The following is a 20,698-nucleotide window of genomic DNA, read 5'->3' as shown; positions in this document are numbered from 1 at the left end:
GTCACGCGCGGGACCCGAGCCAGTCGCGGTAGGTGAGCGTCCCGTAGCGGCGCTCGGGCACGAGGTTGCGGCCCGCGCGGAAGAACTCGCCCAGCGGCCCGGGCAGAGGCACCCCGACGACGGGGCGGCGCGCGCCGTGCGCAGCGCGCCACGCGCGGGCCATGTCGCGGGCGTCGAGGACCTCGGGGCCGCCGATCGTCACCGTCGTCGCGTCCGGCCCCGGCCCCGGCACGCCGCCCGCGGGCGGCGTCCCCTCGGCGGCGTCGACGAGCGCCCGCGCGACGTCGGCGAGCGCGATCGGCTGGAACCGCACCCCGCGCGGCACGGGCAGGAGGCCGAGGCGAGCCCACCGGCCGAGCCGCCCGTCGCGCCCGAGGAAGATCTCGAGGAACTCGTGGAACTGGGTCGCGCGCACGACCGTCGTCGGGACGCCGCCCGCCGACAGCACCCGCTCCTGCTCGGCCTTCGCGCGGTAGTACGCGTAGTCGCCCTGGTCGACGTTCACGATGGAGAGCACGACGACGCGGCCCGTCCCGGCGCGGCGCGCCGCCTCCGCCAGGCGGCCCGCCCCGACCGTGAACACCTTCATCGCCCCCGGCGACATCCCGTTGCTCGCGTCGACCACGGCGTCGGTCCCGGCGAGCGCCGCGTCGAGCGCCGCGACGACGGCGCCGTCGGACCCGAGGAGGTCGACGCGGTGGTGCGCCGTGCCCGGGACGCGCGCGTCGTCGTCGGGCGCGTGCCGCGAGAGCACGCGCACCTCGTGGCCGCGCGCGGCGGCCTCCTGCACGACGGCGCGGCCTGCCGCGCCGGTCCCGCCCACCACCGCGATGCTCGCCATGCCGGACATTCTGCCCGGCGCCGGTCCCGACCGGCAGACGGGCCGCGCGGGACCTTCACAGCCGGAGCACACCCGCCGTCGGGGGCGGGTGCCCGGCCCCCACTACGCTGGTGACCCGTGAACACCCTCGCCGAGCTCGCCTCCGCCCTGCCCGGGGCCGCGCACGCCGCGGGCCTCGGCGCCGCCGGACCCGTCGCCGCCCTCGGCCCGGACTGGATGGACCCGATGACGCTCATCGAGCGCTTCGGGGACGCCGCGCTCGTCGGCATCGTGGTCGTGATCTTCATCGAGACGGGCCTGCTGTTCCCGATCCTGCCGGGCGACTCGCTGCTCTTCACCGCGGGCGCGCTCGTCGCGCAGGACTCGCTGCAGATCAGCCTGCCCGTGCTGCTCGCGCTGCTCTTCGCCGCGGCGTTCCTCGGCGACCAGACGGCGTACCTCATCGGACGCACCGTCGGGCCCAAGGTGTTCGACCGCCCGGACTCGCGGTTCTTCAAGCGCAAGTACATCGACCAGACCAACGCCTACTTCGAGAAGTACGGCGGCCGGACGATCGTCATCGCCCGCTTCGTGCCCATCGTGCGCACGTACGCGCCGGTCGCCGCGGGCGTCGGCAAGATGCACTACCGGCACTTCGTGGGGTTCAACGCGCTCGGTGCGCTGCTGTGGGCCGTGGGCCTCACGTGGCTCGGCTACCTGCTGGGGAACATCACGTTCGTCAAGGACAACATCGAGGCGCTCGTCCTGCTCATCGTGTTCCTCTCGGTGGTCCCGATGATCGTGGAGGTCTGGCGCGGGCGCCGCGCCGAGAAGCGCGCCGCGGCGCTCGAGGCGCAGGTCGCGGCCGACGCGGCGGGCACCGACGGCGATCCGGCCGTCACCGAGGGCACGACCGCCGTCGGGCAGGGCGAGAAGGACGGGAAGGACGCCTGAGATGACACGAGAGATCACGAGCTGGCTGACGGACATGGACGGCGTGCTCGTCCACGAGGGGCACGCGATCCCCGGCGCGCCGGAGTTCGTGCGGGCGCTGCGCGACAAGGGCCGCCCGTTCCTCATCCTCACGAACAACTCGATCTTCACGGCGCGCGACCTGCGCGCGCGCCTCGCGACGTCGGGCATCGACGTGCCCGAGGAGTCGATCTGGACGTCGGCGCTGGCCACCGCCCAGTTCCTCAGCGACCAGATCCCGAGCGGCAGCGCGTACGCGGTCGGCGAGGCGGGGCTGACGACGGCGCTCTACGAGGCGGGCTACACGCTCACCGAGTCCGACCCGGACTACGTGGTGCTGGGCGAGACGCGCACGTACTCGTTCGAGGCGATCACCAAGGCGATCCGCCTCATCCTCGGCGGCTCGCGCTTCATCTGCACCAACCCGGACACGACCGGCCCGTCCCAGGAGGGCCCGCTGCCCGCGACGGGCGCGGTCGCGGCGATGATCACGGCCGCGACGGGCCGCAAGCCGTACTTCGTCGGCAAGCCGAACCCGATGATGTTCCGCTCGGCGCTCAACCGCATCGACGCGCACTCGGAGAAGACGGCGATGATCGGCGACCGGATGGACACGGACGTCGTCGCGGGCATCGAGGCCGGGCTGTACACGTACCTCGTCATGACGGGCTCCACGAAGATGTCCGACGTCGACCGGTTCCCGTTCCGCCCGAGCAAGGTCGTCGACTCCGTCGCGGACCTCGTCGACCTGGTCTGACGCCCCCGCTCCCCCCGCACGCACGACGGCGCCGCACGGCCAGGATCGCCCCGCCCGTGAGCAGCAGGGTCCCGGCGAGGAGCGCGAGGCTGCCCGCGTCCGTCCCGGTCGAGGCGAGCGCGCCCGAGTACGCGTCGCACTCCACGTCGCCGCCGATCGGGAAGCCGAACGTCACGGGCGACAGCGCCGTGCCGGCCTCGTAGAACCCGGCGAAGGCCTTCGCCCCGGCGGCCGTGAGGGTCGCGGGAGCGCCGCTCCACGTGATCGTGGAGCCCGACGTCGACTTCTTGCCCGACAGGTCCAGGCTCGCGAACGCGACGCCGTTCGACGAGCTCTTGGTGCCCTCCATGTCGCTGCTCCGGACGTCCACCACGAGCGTGCCCGACGAGCCGTTCACGACGACGCGCGGGTTGCTGATCTGCAGGTCGAGGATGCCCTCGTGCCCGGAGAACGACACCGAGCCGCCGAAGCTCGCGCGCCCCTTGCCCAGGTCCGTGTTGAACGAGCCCTTGCCGCCGCTCCACGTGAACGCCGAGCCGGAGTCCTGCACGCCGCTCGTCGAGACCGAGCCCTTCGCGATCGGGCCCGTCACGTACGCGCGGAACCGGTCGCTCACGCCCCACGAGAGCGTCGCGCCGTTGACGCCCTGCGCGAAGCACTGCTCCGCCGCGCCGCCCGTCCCGGTGCCGGTGGTCCCGGTGCCGACGATCGTGATGGGCGCGGACGCCGTGTGGTTCGCGCCGACCAGCAGCAGCGTGTGCTCGCCCGGGGCGACGTCCTGGGGGATCGTCACCGTAGAGGTCGCGGCGCCGCCGGCGTTCGCCGTGACGCCCGTCGCGAGCGTGCGCGGCGTCGAGCGGATCTCCGTGCGGATCCCCGCCTCGTTCGTGCCGAACCCGACGCCGCTGATGGTGACCTCGTCGCCCGGGGCGGCCTGGTACGCCGAGAGCGTCGCCTTCGTCCGGTCCACCGAGCCGCCCGTCGACCCGTCGCCCGGGGTGCCGATCGTGCCGCCGCCCCCGGGTCCGGTCGCCGTCGCGCCGACCGTGAACGTCACCGGGTCGAGCGCGGTCCCGGCCGGGTAGAAGCCGACGAACGCGAGCGAGCCGTCCGCGGTGAGCGTCGCCGCGGCGTCCGTGTACGTCACGGACCCGTCCGCGCTCGTCGTCGGCGCGCCGAGCGCGAGGGTCGCGACCGCGACACCCTTGCGGTCGAACGTCGAGCCGTCGAGGCCCGTGGAGCGGGCGTCGACGAGCAGGCGGCCAGCGCCCGGGCCGGTGACCTCGACGACCGGGTTCGCCAGGGTGAGGTCGAGCGCCCCCGCGTGTCCGGTGAAGCGGACCGTCCCGGCGTACGCGACGGTCCCGCGGCCGCTCGCGGCGGTCCACGTGCCACCGTCGGCCTGGCCGAAGCGGAAGACGCCGTCGACGACGCTCGCGCCGTTCGTCGCCGTCGCGCCACCGCCCGCGACCGGGCCCTGGATGTAGCTGCGGAACGACTCCTTGACGCCCCAGGTCAGAGCGCCTGCCGTCGTCGGGACCGACGGCTTCGCCGTCACCGTCACCGTGACCGGCGACGAGGTCGAACCGACGAACGCGGTGCTGTCCGCCGGGACGAACGTCGCCGTCACGGCGTGCGACCCGGCCGCGAGACCGGTCGCCCGGTACGACGCGGCGCCGTCGACGACCGTCGCCGTGCCGAGGGCCGTGTCCCCGGCGGTGAACCGGACCGTGCCGGCCGCCTTCGGGGTGACGGTCGCCGTGAACGTCACCGCCGTCCCCTCGACGACCGAGGTCGCCGAGGAGGCGAGGGTCGTCGTGGTCGGTCGAGCCCCCGGAGCCGGGGCCGTGACGGTGAGCGTCGTGCTGCCGGTCACCCCGAGCTCGGAGGTCACGACGACGGGGACGGGCCCCGCGGCGGCGTCGGCCGGGACGGTGAGCAGGATCGCGGTGCCGTCGCGCGAGAAGGTCGCGGCCTTGCCGCCGAACGTCACGCCCTTGACGTCGTCGCCCTCGACGAGGCCGCCCACGGTGAGCCGGACGCTGCCTCCGGCCGCGACCGTCGTCGTGGCGGGTGTCAGCGTGAGCGACGCGGGGGCGTCGAACGCGACGGGAGCGAAGAGCTCCTGGTCCGCGTTGCTCACGCCGCCGGCGCCGTAGGTGTAGACGCCGTACCGGCCGCCGTCGAGCAGCCCCGGGCTCTTCACCACGAGCCGCGCCTCGAACGTGCCGTCCGCGGCGATGTCCGTCCACTGCGCGCGGACCACCGACTGGTACTGGGCGGGGACCTGGTCGAGCACCGGCTCGGCGAGGGCCCACACCTGCGACCCGACCTTGCGCGCGGACGACGCCGCGCCCTCGGACGGGCGCCACTGCTCGGCGAAGCTCCCGAACACGACGTACGTGCCCTGCGGCAGGTTCGCCGGGATCGGGACGCCGCGGCCACCCACGTTCGCCGCGGGGTCGAAGCCCGAGCCGCGGACCACGATCGTGTCGCCCACCGAGACCGCCGTGTCACCGAGCGGCGTCACGCCGTCCTCGGCGAGGACCGCGATCTCCGGCTCCCACACGGGAGCGGCGGGCTCGGTCGTGAACGCGACGGGCGCGTAGAGCTCCTGGGCGGCGTTGACGGTGCCGCCGGCGGCGTAGGTGTAGACGCCGTAGCGGCCGCCGTCGAGCTCGAGCTCGCTCGCGACGAGCTCGGCCGTGAACGTGCCGTCCTCGGAGAGCTCTGCCCACTGGGCGCGGATCGCGCCCTGGTAGCGCGGGTCGACCTGGTCGAGGGCCGCGGACGCGAGCGCCCACTGCTGCGACCCGGCCTTGCGCGCGGACGACGCCACGCCCTGGGACGGCCGCCACTGCGGCGCGAACTTGCCGAACACCACGTAGGTGCCCGCCGGGATGCCCCCGGAGATCGGCGGGCGGTTGCCCTCGGGGGCGACGTTCGCCTCCGGGTCGAAGCCCGAGCCCTTGACGACGATCGTGTCGTCCGGACGGACCGGGGTGTCGCCGAGCGGGGTGGTGCCGTCGGCGGCGAACAGCTCGATCGACGGCTCCCAGCCGGGTTCCGGGGTCGTGGCGCCCTGCACCGCGACCGGCGTGAACGTGTCGAGGCTGCGGTCGGTCGCGGAGAGCGCGTGGGCGGCGGACGTCGCGACCACGTACTCCGTGGCCGGGTCCAGCGTGCCCGCCGGGACGGTGAGGGTCGTGGTGAACGCGCCGTCGCGCACCTGCTGCGGCATGACCCAGCCCTGGGCGAGCCAGCCGCTCGCGACGAGCGGTCCGCTGCCGTCCCAGATCGAGGCGTCCCCGAGGAGCACGTAGGCGCCGTTCGCGGCGCCCGCACCGACGAAGCCGGTGCCGGAGACCGTGAACGTGTTCTCCACGGCCGGGTCCACCGGGGCCGACGGCGAGACGGTCACCACCGGGTCGGCGACCGGCTCCGGCTCGGGCTCGGTCGCGGGCTCCGTCACCGTGTGCGCGACGGCGCCGGAGGCGGACGCCACGAACGCCGCCGGGTCGGCGGGCGTGAACGCCGCGCTCAGCTCGTGCGCACCCGTGGCGAGGGCCGACGTCTCGAGGCGCGCGACGCCGTCGGTCACCGGCGCGGCGCCGAGCACGGCGCCGCCGTCGCGGAACTCGACCGTGCCCGCGGCGGCGGGCGCGACGGTCGCGGTGAGCGTCACCGGGGCGCCCGCGACGGACGCGCCGGACGGTGCGACGGCGAGCGCCGTCGACGTCGCGGTCGCCGGGGCGACCGGCGCCGGGACGTCGAGGGTCGCGGTGAGCGTCGAGATCGGCTCGTCGACGTAGCCGCCGAACTGGGGGTCCACCGCCGCGATGCCGGCGGCGAAGGTGCCGTTCGCGGTGAGGACGACCGTGTCCCCCGCGCGTGCGGTGCCGACGGTGACCTCCGCGACGACCACGTCGTCCGACACGGTGCCCGCCGACGTGAAGTCCGCGGTGAGCACGCCCGACGTCGGGCCCGTGACGGCGAGCCGGAGGTCGGAGATCGTCAGGTCGAGCGTGCCGCCGTGCGCGGAGTAGCGGACGGAGCCGCCGAGGCGGACGGTGCCGACGGCGGTCTCCGGGTCGACGCTCCCGGACGCGGAGGGGTAGACGGACTTCCCGCCCACGAGCGCGGGCGTGATGGTGCCCGCGCCGCCGACGTAACCCGTCCAGGAGTCCTTGAAGTTCCAGGTGGCCGAGCCGCCCCGGATCTCGGCCGGCGCGGCCTGGGCCGGGGCGGACGCGCCGGCGACGGTGAGGCCGGCGGCGAGGGCCGCGGCGAGGAAGGAGGCGAGGCCGCGGCGGACGCGTCTCGACGAGGAAGTGCGCACAAGGTCTCCCGTGCTGGTCCGGGCGAGGTCCCGGCGGGGAGCGGGACCGACGACGCGGAGCGTGCTGACGCTCCGTCGTGACGGACCATATAAGGCTCGCCTCACCAAAGCAAGGTAAGCCTGACCTATCTCGATGTGACGCACGCCTCGTGGCGCGTCGCTCCGCACACCTGACCGCACGCCTGACCCGCACGACGACGCCCCGCGGCTCGGCCACGGGGCGTCGTCGGGCAGGCGGCGGCGCTGCGCCGGGGACCGTCCGGGCTCAGGCGAGGCCGAGGTCCTCCAGGCTGAACAGGAAGTGGTACGGCACGCCGAGCGCCTCGATCTTCTCGCCCGCGCCCGTCGCGCGGTCGACGATCGTCGCCACCCCGACGACCTCGCCCCCGGCGGCGCGCACGGCCTCGATCGCGGTGATCGGGGACCCGCCCGTCGTCGTGGTGTCCTCGACCACGACGACCTTGCGGCCGGCGACGTCGGGACCCTCGATCTGCCGCTGCATGCCGTGGGCCTTCGCGGCCTTGCGCACGACGAACGCGTCGAGGTCCTGCCCGCGCGAGGCCGCGGCGTGCAGGAGCGCGGTCGCGATCGGGTCCGCCCCCAGCGTCAGCCCGCCCACCGCGTCGACCTCGGCCGTCCCGAGCCCGCGCTCCTCGAGGAGGTCGAGGAGCTGGTGCCCGATGAGCGGCGCCGCGCGGTGGTGCAGCGTCACGCGCCGCAGGTCGACGTAGTAGTCCGCCTCCTTGCCCGAGGAGAGCGTCACCCGGCCGTGCACGACGGCGAGCTCGCGGATGAGGTCGAGCAGCTGCTCGCGGGGCGTCGAGGAGAGATCACTGGTCACGCCGCCAGCGTAGTCGGCTCCCGGTCTACCGGTACTTGCCGATCGCCCGGACGGCCGAGCGCGGCATCGCCCGCAGGGCGGCCGACGCGACGCGGTAGCGCACCGACGGGGTCGAGATGACGACGCCGCGCCGCACGTCCGCGAGCGCCGCGGAGACCACGCGGTCGGCGTCGAGCCACGCGAGGTCGGGCAGGACGGACTTGTCGATCCCGGCGCGGTCGTGGAACTCCGTGTGGGTGAAGCCCGGGCACAGCACGGTCGCGGTGACGCCGGTGCCGTGCAGCTCGACGGCGAGCCCCTCCGTGAACGAGCGCACCCACGCCTTCGCGGCGGCGTAGGTGCCGCCCGCGGTGAGCGCCGCGACGGACGCGACGTTGAGGATCGCGCCCCGGCCCCGCGCGGTCATCTGACCGGCGGCCGCGTGGGACAGGACCAGGACGGCCCGCACCATGACGTCGAGCGCACGGAGCTCGACGTCGAGGTCGCCGTCCACGAAGTGCTGCTGGGTCGCGAAGCCCGCGTTGTTCACGAGCAGCCCGACCGGGCGCTCGTCCGGGCCGCCGGGCGAGGCGAGGCGCTCGGCCACGCGCGCGACGTCGTCGGGCACGGAGAGGTCTGCCGGGAGGACCTGGACCCGCACGCCCGCAGCGGCCCGGATCTGTCCGGCGACCTCCTCGAGGCGCGCCTCGTCGCGCGCGACGAGCACGAGGTCGTGCCGCGCCGTGGCGAGCTGCCACGCGAACTCGAGGCCCAGGCCGGCGCTCGCGCCGGTGATGAGTGCTGTCGCCATGGCCACAGCCTACGGGCGCCCGGGACCGGGACGCCCGCAGGCGGGGGTGGGGCCGCGGCTCACCGCGCGGGCGGCTTGACCGCGAGCACCGGGCAGGTCGCCCCGAGCAGGATCTGCTGGGCGGTCGAGCCGAGGACGAGCTTGCCGACCGGGGTGCGGTGACGGACCCCGACGACCACGAGGTCCGCCTGCACCTCCTTCGCGACCCCGAGCACGACCTCCGCCGGGAGCGCGGACGACTGCAGGTGCCGCACCGTGTGCTCGATGCCCGCTCCCTCGAGGAGGGTGCCGACCTCGACGAGCTGGTCGTGGTCGGCCCACCGTGGGTCGACGAGGCGGTCGCCGCGCGTCGTGTTCACGACGACGACGTCGGTCCCGAGGAGCAGGGCCGCGCGGCCCGCGGCCCGGGTCGCGGCGGTCCCGAGCTCTCCGGGCGCGTAGGCGAGGACGACGGTCATCAGCGCACCTCCTGGTCCTGGGCCTCCGCGCGGACGTCCTCCGCGAGGTCGGCGAGCTCCGTGCCGGAGCCGGGGCCGGCGCGGCGCTCCCGCCGGCGCAGCCACAGCCCGGCGAGCACGACGAGGCCGACGAGCGCGTACGCGGTGGCCGCGAACGGGCTGGTCACGAGGGTCGTGAGGTCGCCCTGGCTGATCGCGAGCGAGCGCCGCAGACGGTCCTCGGCCATGGGGCCGAGGATCATGCCCACGACCATGGGGGCGACGGGGTAGCCGTAGCGGCGCATGAAGAAGCCGATCGCCCCGACCACGAGCAGGACGAGGACGTCCACCGGCGAGAAGTTCAGCGCGTACGAGCCCAGCGCGCCGAACAGGAGGATGCCCGCGTACAGGTAGTTGCGCGGGATCTGGAGCACCTTCACCCACATGCCGACGAGCGGCAGGTTGAGCACCACGAGCATGAGGTTGCCGACGTACAGGCTCGCCACGAGCGCCCACACGAGCGCCGACTGGTTCTCGAACAGCAGCGGGCCGGGCTGGATGCCGTACGACTGGAAGGCGACGACGATGATCGCCGCGGTCGCCGTCGTCGGCAGCCCGAGGGTGAGGAGCGGGACGAGGACGCCGGTCGAGGCGGCGTTGTTCGCCGCCTCCGGCCCGGCGACGCCCTCGATCGCGCCCTTGCCGAACTCGTCCTTGTGCTTCCCGGCGGCCTTGCGCTCGGCGGCGTAGGACAGGAACGTCGCGACGTCCGCCCCGCCGGCCGGGATCGTGCCCACCGGGAACCCGATCGCCGTGCCGCGCAGCCACGGCTTCCAGGAGCGCCGCCAGTCCTCGCGCCGCATCCACGAGCGCCACCCCTTCGCCACCGGGATGACGTGCACCGGACCGTGGCGCAGGCGCGAGCCGACGTACAGCGCCTCCCCCACGGCGAACAGCCCGACCGCCACGATGACGACGTCGATCCCGTCGGCGAGCGTCGGCACGCCGAACGTGAACCGCTGCTGACCCGTGAGGGTGTCCGTCCCCATGAGACCGAGGAACAGACCCAGCGACAGGGACGCCATGCCGCGCGGCACCGACGAGCCGAGCAGCGCCCCGACCGTCACGAACGCGACGACCATGAGGGCGAAGTAGTCGGGCTCGCCGAGCTGCACGGCCCACCGTGCCACGTACGGCGCGACGAACGTCAGCGCCACCGTCGCGATCGTGCCCGCGACGAACGAGCCGATGGCGGCCGTCGCGAGCGCCGCCGCGCCCCGCCCGAGCTTCGCCATCCGGTTGCCCTCGAGAGCCGTGACGATGGACGCGGACTCGCCGGGCGTGTTGAGCAGGATCGACGTCGTCGACCCGCCGTACATGCCGCCGTAGTAGATGCCCGCGAACACGATGATCGCGGCGGTGGCGTCGAGCGAGTACGTGAGCGGCAGGAGCAGCGCGATGGTCATGGCCGGCCCGATGCCCGGCAGCACGCCGACCGCCGTCCCGACGAACACGCCGAACAGCGCGTAGAGCAGGTAGACGGGCTGGACGACGGTCGCGAACCCGTCCATCAGCGCGGAGAAGTTATCCACGGAGCCAGGTCACCCCCTCCAGGAGCGGTCCGGGAGGGAGGGACAGGCCGAGCAGGCCGCCGAACACCACCTGGATCACGAAGGCCAGGACCACGCCGAGCACGACGGCGCGCCACCAGGGGCGCGCCCCGAGGACGATCGCGCCCCCGGCGAAGAGGACCGTCGCCGCGACGGGCCAGCCGAGCAGGTTGATGGTGTAGACGTGCGCGAGCAGGAGGGCGCCGAGCAGCCCGACCGTCGTCCAGTCGGTGCGGGCGTCGGGGTCGACGTCCTCCCCCTCCTCGGGGTCGCCGAGGCGGCCGCGCCAGACGGCCACGAGCAGCACGAGGCCGGTGACGAGGAGCATCCCCCCGACCAGGTACGGGAAGGCGCGCGGCCCGAGCGTGTTCGTCGACCCGGGCACGACGATCGACCCGGCGTCGACGAGCACGAAGACCCCGAGGGCTGCGGTGGTCCCGGCGACGACGAGCTCACCGGGACGCCGCCGGGGCCCCGCGGCGGGGGTGTCGTCCGCGGGTGCCCCGGCGGCCGGGGCGCCGACGTGGTCGTCGGCGACCGGAGCCGACGTCGCCCCGGGGCGGGGGACGACGTCGACCGGTTCGGGGGCGTCGGCACTCACGGGGCGACCAGCCCGATGTCGACGAGGGTCTTCTGGATGTCCGCGATGTTCTCGCCGAGGTACGACTCGAACTCGGAGCCGAGGAGGAACGCGTCGTCCCACCCCTTCTCCTCGAGCGTGAGCTGCCACTCCTCCGAGGTGGCCATCTCCTCGACCACGGTCTCCAGCGCTTCCCGGTCGGCGGCGCTCAGGTCGCCCGGCGCCACCACGCCGCGCCAGTTCGTCAGGTGGACGTCGTAGCCCGCCTCGATCGCGGTCGGGGTGTCAGGGAGCGTCGTGGTCCGCCCGCCGCCCGAGACGGCCAGCGCACGCACCTCGCCGGCGTTGATCTGCTCGGCGTACTCGGCGACGCCCGAGATCCCGGCGCTGACCTTGTTGCCGAGTAGCGCCGCCAGCGACTCGCCACCGCCCGAGTACGGGACGTAGTTGAGCTTCGTCGCGACGTCCGCGGGGGCGACGCCCGCGGCCTGCAGGAGCATGCCCGCGAAGATGTGGTCGGCGCCGCCCGCGGAACCGCCCGTGATCGACACGTCCTTCCCGTTCGCGACGACGTCCGCGACGAGGTCCTCGAGCGTCTGGTACGGGGACTCGGCGGGGACGACGACGACCAGCTGCTCCTCCGTGAGGCGCGCGATGGGTGTCGTGTCCTCGAGGCGGGCCTGCGACTCGTTCGTCTCGACCGCGCCGACCATCACGAGGCCCATGACCATGAGGGTGTGGGGCTCGGACGTGGTGGCGAGCGACGCGAGCCCGACGGTGCCGCCCGCGCCGCCCACGTTGGTGACGGTCGCCGTGCCGACGAGACCGGTCTCCTGCAGGTTCTGCTGCATCGCGCGGCCGGTCTGGTCCCAGCCGCCGCCGGGGTCGGCCGGCACGATGATCGCCAGCTCGTCGACGGACACCGCCTCGGCCGACCCCCCGCCCTGCGGGGTGCTCGGCTCGAGCCCCGAGCACGCGGCGAGCGTGAGACCCAGACCGACCGCGAGGGCCGAGACGGAGAGCGCGGAGCGCGGACGGACGGGGTGCCCGGGGAGCGGGCGGACGACGGATCGCATGTCTCCTCCTTGAGCGGGCCCGCACCGGCGCGGGCCTCACGACCTGGTCCGGGGAGCGTAGGAGCGGCGCCCGGCCCGCCGGGGGCTGCGGTCGTACTGGACGTTGTGGTCGATCCGGACGTTGCGGTCGTTGTGGTCACGGCGCGTGGCGGAGCGGCCTGCCGCCTGGGGCACACTGGTGCGGTGGGTCGGGCAGTGTCGCTCCGTGTGCAGCTCCTCGTGCTGCAGGTCGCCATCGTGCTCCTGGTCGTGTCCGCGGCCGGCGGCGTCGCCTCGACGCTGCAGCAGCGCCAGCTCCGCGACGCCTACCTCGACCGCATGACGGCCGTCGCGCTCTCCGTCGCACGCCTGCCCGCGATCATCGACGCGTTCGACGACGACGACCCGGCCGCCACGATCCAGCCCATCGCCGAGGTCATCCGCGAGGCGTCCGACGTCACGTACGTCGTCGTCACCGACGACGCGGGCGTGCGCTACTCGCACCCGGAGCCCGACCGCATCGGGCAGCGCGTGTCGACGGACCCGTCCGTCCCGCTCTCCGGGGAGGTCTGGACGGGCACCCAGACCGGGACGCTCGGCGAGTCGTGGCGCGTGAAGGTCCCGGTGTTCGACGCCGACGGCGAGGTCATCGGGACGGCGAGCGTCGGCATCCTCGAGTCCCACCTCGCGGACGACCTCGCCGACGACCTCGGGTGGCTGCTCGCCGCCCTCAGCGCCGCGGCGGCGCTCGGGGTCGTGTGCGCCGCCCTCGTGACGCGCGCCGTGCGGCGCCGGATCTTCCGCCTGGAGCCGGAGGAGATCGGCGCGCTGCTCGAGACCCGGGACGCGATGCTCCACGGCATCTCCGAGGGCGTCGTCGCGATCGACCGCGAGGGCCGGGTGGTGCTCGTCAACGACGAGGCCCAGCGCCTGCTCGGGCTCGGTGCCACCGCGGAGGTCGTCGGGCAGCCCGCGCACGACGTCCTGGACCACCAGCTCCTCGCGCTCGTGCCGGACGGCACCGCGGAGCCGGGCGGCCCGGGGCCGGAGGCCGACGAGGGCGGGGCGCTCGTGCTCGCGGGCGAGCGCGTCCTGCTCGCCCGCGCCGACCGTGCGCGCGTCGACGGGCGGCCGGTCGGCACCGTGCTCCTCCTGCGCGACCACACCGAGCTGCACGCGCTCCTGCGCGACCTCGACGGGGCGCGCGGGCTGACCGACGCCCTCCGCGCGCAGTCGCACGAGTTCGCGAACAAGCTCCACGTCGTCTCCGGCCTGCTCGAGCTGGGGCAGCCGGACGAGGCGGTCGCGTTCATCGAGCGTGCCGGCCACGGCGGGCTGCTCACGGCGTCGGGCGTCGCGCCCGGCGTCCACTCCCCCGAGGTCGCCGCGCTGCTGCTCGTCAAGGCGACGACGACGCGCGAGCGCGGCTCACGGCTCGAGGTCTCGCCCGCCGCCCACCTCGCCGCGCCGGACGGCACGGACGGCGCCGTGCTGCACGGGGACGTCCTCACCGTGGTCGGCAACCTCGTGGACAACGCGGTCGACGCCGCCGGGCCGGGCGGTCACGTCCGGGTGCTCGTCACGGACCGCGACACCGAGGGCCCGGCGCCGACGCGGGACGGCGTGGTCGTCGTGGTGGAGGACGACGGTCCGGGCGTCCCGCCGGGCGCCCGGTCCGACGTCTTCGCCGCCGGGTACACGACGAAGGCGGGGCCGCACGGCCGCGGCATCGGGCTCGCGCTGGTCCGCCGCGTGGCCGCACGGCGCGGCGGGACGGTCGACCTCACGACGTCGACCCTCGGCGGTGCACGCGTCGTCGTGGTCCTCCCCGCGACGGCCACGGACGGGCCGCCCGCCCGCGCCGCCGCGTCGCCGGGGCTCGGGGTGACGTCGTGATCCCGGCGACACGCACCGCCGTGGCGGCGGGGACGCCGACCGCGGACGACCGCCTGCGCGTCCTCGTCGTGGAGGACGACCCGACGATCGCCCGGCTGCACCGCGGCTTCGTCGAGTCGCACCCCCGCTTCGTCGTCGTGGGCGAGGCCCGGACGGCCGCCGAGGCGCTGCGCGCCTTCGCCGTGCTCGACCCCGACGTGGTGCTCCTCGACATCTACCTGCCCGACGCGACCGGCCTGCACGTGCTGCGCCAGATCCGACGGCGGCCGTCGCCCCCCGTGGACGTCGTCGCGACGACCGCCGCGCGCGAGCTCGAGAACGTCCGGCAGGCGATGGCGGGCGGCGTGCAGCACTACCTCGTCAAGCCCTTCACGGCCGCCGCGCTGCGCGGTCGGCTCGACGAGGTCGTCCGGCTGCGCGCCGAGCTGCGGGCCGCGGGCGACGAGCTCGACCAGGACGCGGTCGACCGGCTCGTGCGACGCGGCGCGCCCGGCTCCGGGAGCATGCCCAAGGGCCTGTCGGAGCGGAGCCTGCGCCTCGTCGTCGAGGCGCTCGCGGCGGTGAGCGCCGAGGCCGGCGACGCGTCGGCGGGCGAGGTGGCCGCACGCACCGGCATGTCGCGCGTGAGCGCGCGCCGCTACCTCGAGCACCTCGTCGCCTCCGGCCGTGCCGAGGTCGCGCCGCGCTACGGCGCCGCCGGCCGCCCGGAGAACGGCTACCGCCCGGCCTGACCGAGAGCCTGCTCGACCGTCCGAGGCCGTACCGTGGGGCCCGTGCGCCTCGCGACCTGGAACATCAACTCCGTCCGCGCCCGGGTCGACCGGGCGATCGCGTTCCTCGAGCGGACGGGGACCGACGTCCTCGCGCTCCAGGAGACCAAGTGCGCCGACGCGCAGTTCCCCGTCGTGCCGTTCGAGGCGGCGGGGTACGAGGTCGCGCACGTGGGCGTGAACCAGTGGAACGGCGTCGCGGTCGTCTCGCGCGTCGGCCTGGACGACGTCGCGACCTCCTTCCCGGGCCAGCCCGCGTTCGGCGAGCAGGTCGAGGCGCGCGCGCTCGGCGCGACGTGCGGCGGCGTGCGCGTGTGGAGCCTGTACGTCCCGCACGGCCGCGAGGTCGGGGACCCGCACTACGCGTACAAGCTGCGCTGGCTCGACGAGCTCCGCGCGCAGGCGGCGGGCTGGCTCGCGGACGACCCGACCGCGCGGGTCGCGCTCGTCGGCGACTGGAACGTCGCGCCGCTGGACACCGACGTGTGGGACGTCGCGTACTTCGCGGGGAAGACGCACGTGACGCCGGCGGAGCGCGACGCGTTCGCGGCGTTCGGCGCGGCCGGGTACACCGAGGTCACGCGCGAGGCGATCCCCGGCGAGCACACGTACACCTACTGGGACTACCAGCGGCTGCGGTTCCCGCGGAACGAGGGCATGCGGATCGACTTCGCGTACCTCTCCCCCGCCGCGCGCGCCCGCGTGACCGGCGTCGCGATCGACCGCGACGAGCGCAAGGGCAAGGGCGCGTCCGACCACGTGCCGGTCGTCCTCGACCTGGCGGACTGAGCGACCGCCTCGCGCGCGTCGCTACGGTGTGTCCATGACCACGCCCCCCGTCCCGCCGTACGGGTCTCCCGACGAGCCGGTCGACCCGTACGCCGCACCGCGCCCGCACCAGCCGCCGCTCACCCCGTACAACCCGCCGGCGGACGCCCCGGCACCCGAGAAGGGCGGCTTCGTCGCACCGTCCGGGGCGGGCGGCGCGTACCCGGGCGCACCTGGGGCGGGCGCCCCCTACGGCTCGCCCGCCGCTCCGGCCGGGCCCGCCTCGCCCTACGGCCCCGGCGCGGGACCTGCCTACGGGTCGGCCCCGGGCGCGGGCCGCGCGCCGTCGGACCCGGCGGGCTACGCGGGCAGCTCCGGCTACGGCGCGTACCCGCCCCCGTACGGGTCCGCGTACACGCCGCCGCCGCGGACGAACGGGCTGGCACTGGCGTCGATGATCGTCTCGATCGCGAGCCTCGTCGTCTGCGCCGGCTTCCCCGGGATCGTCGGCCTCGTGCTCGGGATCGTCGCCCTCAACCAGGTGATGCGGGACGGGACGCGCGGGCGCGGGTTCGCCGTCACCGGCATCGTGGTGGGCGCCGTCTGCACGGCGTTCGCGATGCTCATCGTGCTCGCCGCGACCCTGAGCGACTCGTAGCCGTGGCCGACGACGACCTCTTCGCCCCGCCCGGCGGGCCGGCCGTCCCGCCCCGACCCACCGCCCCGGTGCCGCCGCCGCCCGCGGGTGTCCCGGCGCCTCCGGGCACCGCGGTGCCACCCCCGGCCGCCCCGGCCGGGCAGGCCGGACCGGGGTTCGCGCCGGAGACGTACTACGCGCCCGGGTGGCAGCCGGCCGCGCCGCGCGTCGAGCCGCTGGCCGTCGCGAGCGTGCCGGCGGGCCTGGTGCTCGGCCCCGTCGGGATCGGGCTCGGTGCCGCGGGCCTCTCCCGCGTGCGGTCCCGGAGGACGCGCGGGCGCGGTCTCGCGGTCGCCGGCATGGTGGTCGGTGCCGTCGTCACGCTCGCGTGGACCGCGGGCGCGCTCGCCTGGTGGCAGGGCGAGCAGGCGCGCGTGCCGCTCGCGGGCGACGTCTCCACCCCGCAGACGGTCAACGCGGTCCAGCTCGTGCTCGGGACCTGCCTCGACGAGCTCCCGCCCGACGGCGAGGTGACGCAGGTGCGGGCCGTGCCCTGCGCGGACGAGCACCGGGCCCAGGTCGTCGCGCGGACCGACCTCGGCGCGGACGAGGTGTGGCCCGGTCAGCAGGCCGTGGACCGGCGCGTGGCGCGGGTGTGCACGCCGGACGTGCTGGGGGCGGACGCGCCCGAGGGCGTCGAGCTCGTCGTGTGGTCGCCTACCGAGGCGTCGTGGCGCGACGGCGACCGGACCGGCCTGTGCCTGGCCGCCGGCACCGACCCCCTGCCGGGCGACCTGCTCGGCTGAGCCGCGACCGGGGGCCACCGGGCTCAGCGCGCGGAGACGTCCTCGGCGAGGATGAGCCGGAGGTAGGCGCGCAGGTCGGCCGCCATGTCGACGCGCTCGGCCCGGGGGCGGTCGAGCGACAGCAGCCACTGGACCTGGAGCCCGTCCATGAGCGCGACGATCTGCCGCGCCGCGGCGCGCGGGTCGACCCCGGCCCGCAGCCCGCCCGCGCTCGCCCGGCGGGAGAGCTGCTCGACCGCCCGAGCGACCGCCCACTCGTACCGCCGGACGAAGTACTCGTGCGCCGGGTGGTCCGGGGACGTCGCCTCGGCCGCGAGCGCCGTGAACAGCTCGACGATGTGGCGCCGCAGGGCGTTGCGCTCGACCAGGCGCACGAGCGCGTCGAAGTAGTCCGTCCCGCGCGCGAGGTCCTCGTCCAGGTCCGCCTGGTCGACGGTGTCGCGGTAGTCGAGCACCGCCTCGAGCAGCGCGACCTTCGTCGGGAAGTGGTGGAGCAGGCCGGGGTGCGACATGCCGACGCGCGACGCGAGCTCGCGCAGCGAGGCGGCGTGGAAGCCGACCTCGCCGAAGAGGACGACCGCGGCCTGGATGATCTCCTCGCGCTTGGCGCGGCCCTTCGCGTAGCCGCGCCCGAGGTCCGGGGTCGCGGCGCGGCCGGGTGCCCCGCGGTCCTGACCCGCGCCGATCGCCGCGCTCGTCATGGTCCTGCTCCGTCCGTCGTCCGACGAGGGAAAACCCTACCGACCGCGGCGCGGTCCGGGGCCCGCACGCCGCGAGTTCACCCGCGGCCGGCCGGCGCTCAGGACGCGGGCGTGAGGGCCGGGTCCGCCGGCCCGCCGGAGCTCGGGGCCGTCGCGCCGGGCACGGTGGCCGACGGCGTGTCGGTGGGCGACGGCGGCGCGGGCTCCGTCGGGGCGGCGCCGCCCGGGTCGGTGGACTCCTCGCCCCCGCCGGCAGGTGCGGCGGCCAGCGCCTCGGCGGTCGCGGCCGTCACGGCGCCGTCCGCGGGCAGCCCGTGCGCCTGCTGGAACGCGCGCAGCGCCGCACCGGTCGCGTCGTCCATGGTGCCCGTGACCTCGACGTCCGCGCCGTGCACGCGGAGCCGCTCCTGGAGCCAGGTCACGGACGCGGCGTCGTCCGTCGGTGCCGTCGGCGCGGGATCCGGCGTGCCCGCGCCCGGGGTGGCCGCGGGCTCCGACGTCGGCGCCGACCCGGGGTCGGCCGACGAGGGGGGCGTGCCCGTCCCCCCGGACGACGGTCGCGGCGCGGGCGTCGCCGCCGGGTCGCCGCCCTCCTCCGGTTCGTCCGCGTGGTCGGGCGGCGGGATGCGCGTCACCTCGGGGCGGGGCGCGTCGGGGCGGGGCGTGACGGCCGGGACGCCGTCCTCGACCGCGGTGCCGCCGTCGGTCGAGGCGCCGACGACGACGGCCTCGCCACCGCCGGTCGCCGCGCCCACCATCCCGGCGACCGCGACGACGAGCGTCACCGCACCGGCACCGGCCGCGACCGTGACCCACGGCGTGGCCGCGCGGTGCGCGACGGGCGTCGGCGAGGCGGCGTTGCGCCCCTCGGGGGTGGCGGACGAGTCGTGACGTCGGCGCACGTCGCCTCCTTCCGGGGCGGTCGGGGACCGGCGGACGACGCGTGGCGCTGCCCGCCAGAGCGGTCGGGTGAACGTCCACCCTGCCCCATGCGCCGGTCGGATGTCACGCCCGGCGCCCTCACCTGCGGCGACACCGGGCCCGTCGGCGCGGGTCCCGTCGTGCCGACGACGCTTGCGACGGAGGTCGCAACCCAGGTTCCTCCCTGCGCCGCAAGACCCGGCGTCCCCCCGCGCGACAGCCTGGTGGGGCACCGCGCGGGAACCGTGCGGGACGCGACGAGAAGGGACCGGCATGACCACCATCCACGTCTCCGGGCTGCGCAAGTCCTACGGGGCGTTCGACGCCGTGCACGACGTGACGTTCACGGCCGCGCCCGGCCGCGTCGTCGGGCTGCTCGGGCCGAACGGCGCCGGGAAGTCGACGACCCTCCACGTGCTCCTGGGGCTGGCCGCAGCCACCGCCGGGAGCGCGACGTTCGACGGCCGCGCGTTCGCCGACCTGACCCACCCGGCCCGCACGGTCGGCGCCCTGCTCGACGCGGGCGGCCTCCACCCCGGGCGCTCGGGCCGCGACCACCTGCGCGTGCTCGCCGCCGCGGGCGAGAACCCGGCCCGGCGGGTCGACGAGGTGCTCGCGCTCGTCGGCATGACGCCCGCGGCCGACCGGCGCGTGCGCACCTACTCCCTCGGGATGCGGCAGCGCATCGGCATCGCCGCCGCGCTGCTCGGCGACCCGGAGGTGCTCGTCCTCGACGAGCCCGCCAACGGGCTCGACCCTGCGGGCATGCGCTGGCTGCGCGACCTGGTGCGCGGCTTCGCGGACGACGGCGGGACCGTGCTCCTCGCGAGCCACGTCCTGTCCGAGGTGCGGCAGGTCGCGGACGACCTCGTGGTCGTCGGGCAGGGTCGCGTCGTCGCCGACGGCCCCCTCGACGACCTGCTGAGCGGGGAGTCCCTCGAGGACTTCTACCTCGACCTGACCGCCACGACCGAAGGGGTGCGCTGATGTACCGCGCCGAGATGCTCAAGCTCCGCACGACCCGCGCGACGTGGGTCGTCGCCGCCGTCGCCGTCGCCGGGATGCTCGTCGTCCAGGCCTTCACCCTCCTGCTGCCCACGATCCTGCGGGGCACCGAGGCGCTCGGCGGGGGCACGACCGTCGGGTTCCAGGCGTCACCCGAGATGCTCGAGGACCTGGCACCGGACCTCGGCGCGCTCACCGACGCCGCCCAGCCGGCGTTCCAGCGCGGCATGCTCGACCTGCTCGGCAACGGGCTCAACGGCTCGGGGTCGGTCGGCGTCGCGACCATGTGCATGCTGCTGCTCGGCGTGCTCGCCGTGACCACGGACTTCCGCACGGGCGGCATCGTGCCGACCGCGCTCGTGCAGCCGTCGCGGCTGCGCATCCTCGCGGCCAAGGCCGGCGCGACCGCGACCGTCGCCCTCGGCGTCGGCGTGGTGCTCGCCGTCGTGGGCGCCCTGGGCCTCACCGTCGCGATCGTCACGACCCCGGGCGCGTCCCTCGCGCTCGGTCCCGGCGAGGTCCTCGGCGTGTGGGCGCGCGGCCTTGCGGTCCTCGTGCTCCTCACCTGGTTCGGGCTCGGGATCGGGACGCTCGTGCGCGGCCAGGTGGCCGCCGTCGTGACCGTCGCGGCGCTCGCGCTCGCCGAGCCGATCGTCCGGGGCGCGGTGACGCTGCTGTCGGGCGGCGAGTCCGCCGCGGCGGAGTGGCTCCCGCTCGGCCTGGGCGCGCTCGCCTCGACCGGACAGTCCGGGGCGGCGCTCCTGGGCGGCGCCGCGCCGCTGGGGACGCTCGCCGCGCTCGCCGGGCTCGTCGCGTGGGTCGCCGTACTCCTCGGGAGCGGCGCCCTCACCCTCCAGCGCCGCGACCTGGTCTGACGCCCGCCGGGGGAGAGCCCCGGTACCGCGAGGTAGAGGCGGACCACGGATCCTTCTATGTTCGTCAAGCTGGGGTGGTGGCGGGTTCGGTGGTGTTGAGGGTCCTGTAGATCTGGCG

Annotated in this window: 19 protein-coding genes; 9 read left to right on the top strand and 10 right to left on the bottom strand. The window is 75.7% G+C overall.

Annotated elements, in window-relative coordinates; genetic code table 11:
- Position 1: 1 nt before the first annotated feature.
- Positions 2 to 841, bottom strand: coding sequence for an SDR family oxidoreductase (locus ACTJIY_RS12170; protein ID WP_440674049.1), 840 nt, complete (start codon positions 839 to 841; stop codon positions 2 to 4).
- 117 nt (positions 842 to 958) lie between these two features.
- On the opposite strand from ACTJIY_RS12170, the gene ACTJIY_RS12165 reads away from it, so the two are divergent.
- Both ACTJIY_RS12165 and ACTJIY_RS12160 read left to right on the top strand, forming a co-directional pair.
- Positions 959 to 1,774, top strand: a complete 816-nt coding sequence (locus ACTJIY_RS12165) for a VTT domain-containing protein (protein ID WP_374615324.1) — start codon at positions 959 to 961, stop codon at positions 1,772 to 1,774.
- A gap of 1 nt (position 1,775) precedes the next feature.
- Positions 1,776 to 2,549, top strand: coding sequence for an HAD-IIA family hydrolase (locus ACTJIY_RS12160; RefSeq protein ID WP_047233591.1), 774 nt, complete (start codon positions 1,776 to 1,778; stop codon positions 2,547 to 2,549).
- On the opposite strand, the gene ACTJIY_RS12155 is transcribed toward ACTJIY_RS12160, so the two are convergent.
- The 7 genes from ACTJIY_RS12155 to ACTJIY_RS12125 form a co-directional block, all read right to left on the bottom strand.
- The gene (locus ACTJIY_RS12155) at positions 2,452 to 6,888 is read right to left on the bottom strand and encodes an HtaA domain-containing protein (RefSeq protein ID WP_440674048.1); all 4,437 of its coding nucleotides are present in this window, start codon (positions 6,886 to 6,888) and stop codon (positions 2,452 to 2,454) included. The two genes, ACTJIY_RS12160 and ACTJIY_RS12155, sit on opposite strands and share 98 nt — an antisense overlap.
- A gap of 265 nt (positions 6,889 to 7,153) precedes the next feature.
- On the bottom strand, positions 7,154 to 7,729 hold the full coding sequence (gene pyrE / locus ACTJIY_RS12150) for an orotate phosphoribosyltransferase (protein WP_253052456.1): 576 nt from the start codon (positions 7,727 to 7,729) through the stop codon (positions 7,154 to 7,156).
- A gap of 25 nt (positions 7,730 to 7,754) precedes the next feature.
- The gene (locus ACTJIY_RS12145; RefSeq protein WP_253052454.1) at positions 7,755 to 8,519 is read right to left on the bottom strand and encodes an SDR family NAD(P)-dependent oxidoreductase; all 765 of its coding nucleotides are present in this window, start codon (positions 8,517 to 8,519) and stop codon (positions 7,755 to 7,757) included.
- A 59-nt stretch (positions 8,520 to 8,578) separates the two neighbouring features.
- Entirely contained in the window at positions 8,579 to 8,977 is a 399-nt protein-coding gene (locus tag ACTJIY_RS12140) for a universal stress protein (protein WP_440674047.1), read from the bottom strand.
- A complete protein-coding gene (locus tag ACTJIY_RS12135; protein ID WP_440674046.1) occupies positions 8,977 to 10,548 on the bottom strand; it encodes a tripartite tricarboxylate transporter permease in 1,572 nt (523 codons plus the stop codon). Before ACTJIY_RS12135 ends, ACTJIY_RS12140 begins: the two co-directional genes overlap by 1 nt.
- Positions 10,541 to 11,167: a tripartite tricarboxylate transporter TctB family protein gene (locus ACTJIY_RS12130; RefSeq protein ID WP_440674045.1), complete on the bottom strand. Its 627-nt coding sequence runs from the start codon at positions 11,165 to 11,167 to the stop codon at positions 10,541 to 10,543. Before ACTJIY_RS12130 ends, ACTJIY_RS12135 begins: the two co-directional genes overlap by 8 nt.
- Positions 11,164 to 12,222: a Bug family tripartite tricarboxylate transporter substrate binding protein gene (locus ACTJIY_RS12125; protein ID WP_440674044.1), complete on the bottom strand. Its 1,059-nt coding sequence runs from the start codon at positions 12,220 to 12,222 to the stop codon at positions 11,164 to 11,166. Before ACTJIY_RS12125 ends, ACTJIY_RS12130 begins: the two co-directional genes overlap by 4 nt.
- Positions 12,223 to 12,405: 183 nt before the next feature.
- Here ACTJIY_RS12125 and ACTJIY_RS12120 point away from each other — a divergent pair, with 183 nt between their 5' ends.
- The 5 genes from ACTJIY_RS12120 to ACTJIY_RS12100 are packed head-to-tail and all read left to right on the top strand — an operon-like array spanning position 12,406 to position 17,078.
- Positions 12,406 to 14,097, top strand: a complete 1,692-nt coding sequence (locus ACTJIY_RS12120; protein WP_440674043.1) for an ATP-binding protein — start codon at positions 12,406 to 12,408, stop codon at positions 14,095 to 14,097.
- Positions 14,094 to 14,828 carry a response regulator gene (locus tag ACTJIY_RS12115; RefSeq protein WP_440674042.1) on the top strand — a complete coding sequence of 245 codons (735 nt, stop codon included), beginning with the start codon at positions 14,094 to 14,096 and terminating at the stop codon, positions 14,826 to 14,828. The genes ACTJIY_RS12120 and ACTJIY_RS12115 overlap by 4 nt, the downstream gene beginning before the upstream one ends.
- A 42-nt stretch (positions 14,829 to 14,870) precedes the next feature.
- Positions 14,871 to 15,656, top strand: a complete 786-nt coding sequence (locus ACTJIY_RS12110; RefSeq protein WP_440674041.1) for an exodeoxyribonuclease III — start codon at positions 14,871 to 14,873, stop codon at positions 15,654 to 15,656.
- A 34-nt stretch (positions 15,657 to 15,690) separates the two neighbouring features.
- The gene (locus ACTJIY_RS12105; RefSeq protein ID WP_440674040.1) at positions 15,691 to 16,293 is read left to right on the top strand and encodes a DUF4190 domain-containing protein; all 603 of its coding nucleotides are present in this window, start codon (positions 15,691 to 15,693) and stop codon (positions 16,291 to 16,293) included.
- A 2-nt stretch (positions 16,294 to 16,295) separates the two neighbouring features.
- Entirely contained in the window at positions 16,296 to 17,078 is a 783-nt protein-coding gene (locus ACTJIY_RS12100; protein WP_440674039.1) for a septum formation family protein, read from the top strand.
- Between the two features lie 23 nt (positions 17,079 to 17,101).
- Here ACTJIY_RS12100 and ACTJIY_RS12095 read toward each other — a convergent pair whose 3' ends face one another.
- A complete protein-coding gene (locus ACTJIY_RS12095; RefSeq protein ID WP_353707441.1) occupies positions 17,102 to 17,779 on the bottom strand; it encodes a TetR/AcrR family transcriptional regulator in 678 nt (225 codons plus the stop codon).
- Positions 17,780 to 17,877: 98 nt separating this feature from the next.
- Positions 17,878 to 18,681 (bottom strand): peptidoglycan-binding protein, encoded by an 804-nt coding sequence (locus ACTJIY_RS12090; protein ID WP_440674038.1) that lies wholly within the window; start codon positions 18,679 to 18,681, stop codon positions 17,878 to 17,880.
- 292 nt (positions 18,682 to 18,973) lie between these two features.
- Here ACTJIY_RS12090 and ACTJIY_RS12085 point away from each other — a divergent pair, with 292 nt between their 5' ends.
- Positions 18,974 to 19,687 carry an ABC transporter ATP-binding protein gene (locus tag ACTJIY_RS12085; protein ID WP_440674037.1) on the top strand — a complete coding sequence of 238 codons (714 nt, stop codon included), beginning with the start codon at positions 18,974 to 18,976 and terminating at the stop codon, positions 19,685 to 19,687.
- Entirely contained in the window at positions 19,687 to 20,580 is an 894-nt protein-coding gene (locus ACTJIY_RS12080) for a hypothetical protein (protein ID WP_440674036.1), read from the top strand. The genes ACTJIY_RS12085 and ACTJIY_RS12080 overlap by 1 nt, the downstream gene beginning before the upstream one ends.
- The last annotated feature ends 118 nt before the right edge of the window (positions 20,581 to 20,698 follow it).

The organism is Cellulosimicrobium sp. 22598 (genome assembly GCF_052044445.1).
GTDB lineage: Bacteria > Actinomycetota > Actinomycetes > Actinomycetales > Cellulomonadaceae > Cellulosimicrobium > Cellulosimicrobium cellulans_G.
Note: the sequence above shows the minus strand (reverse complement) of the source record. Positions and strands in the feature narration are given on the sequence as shown.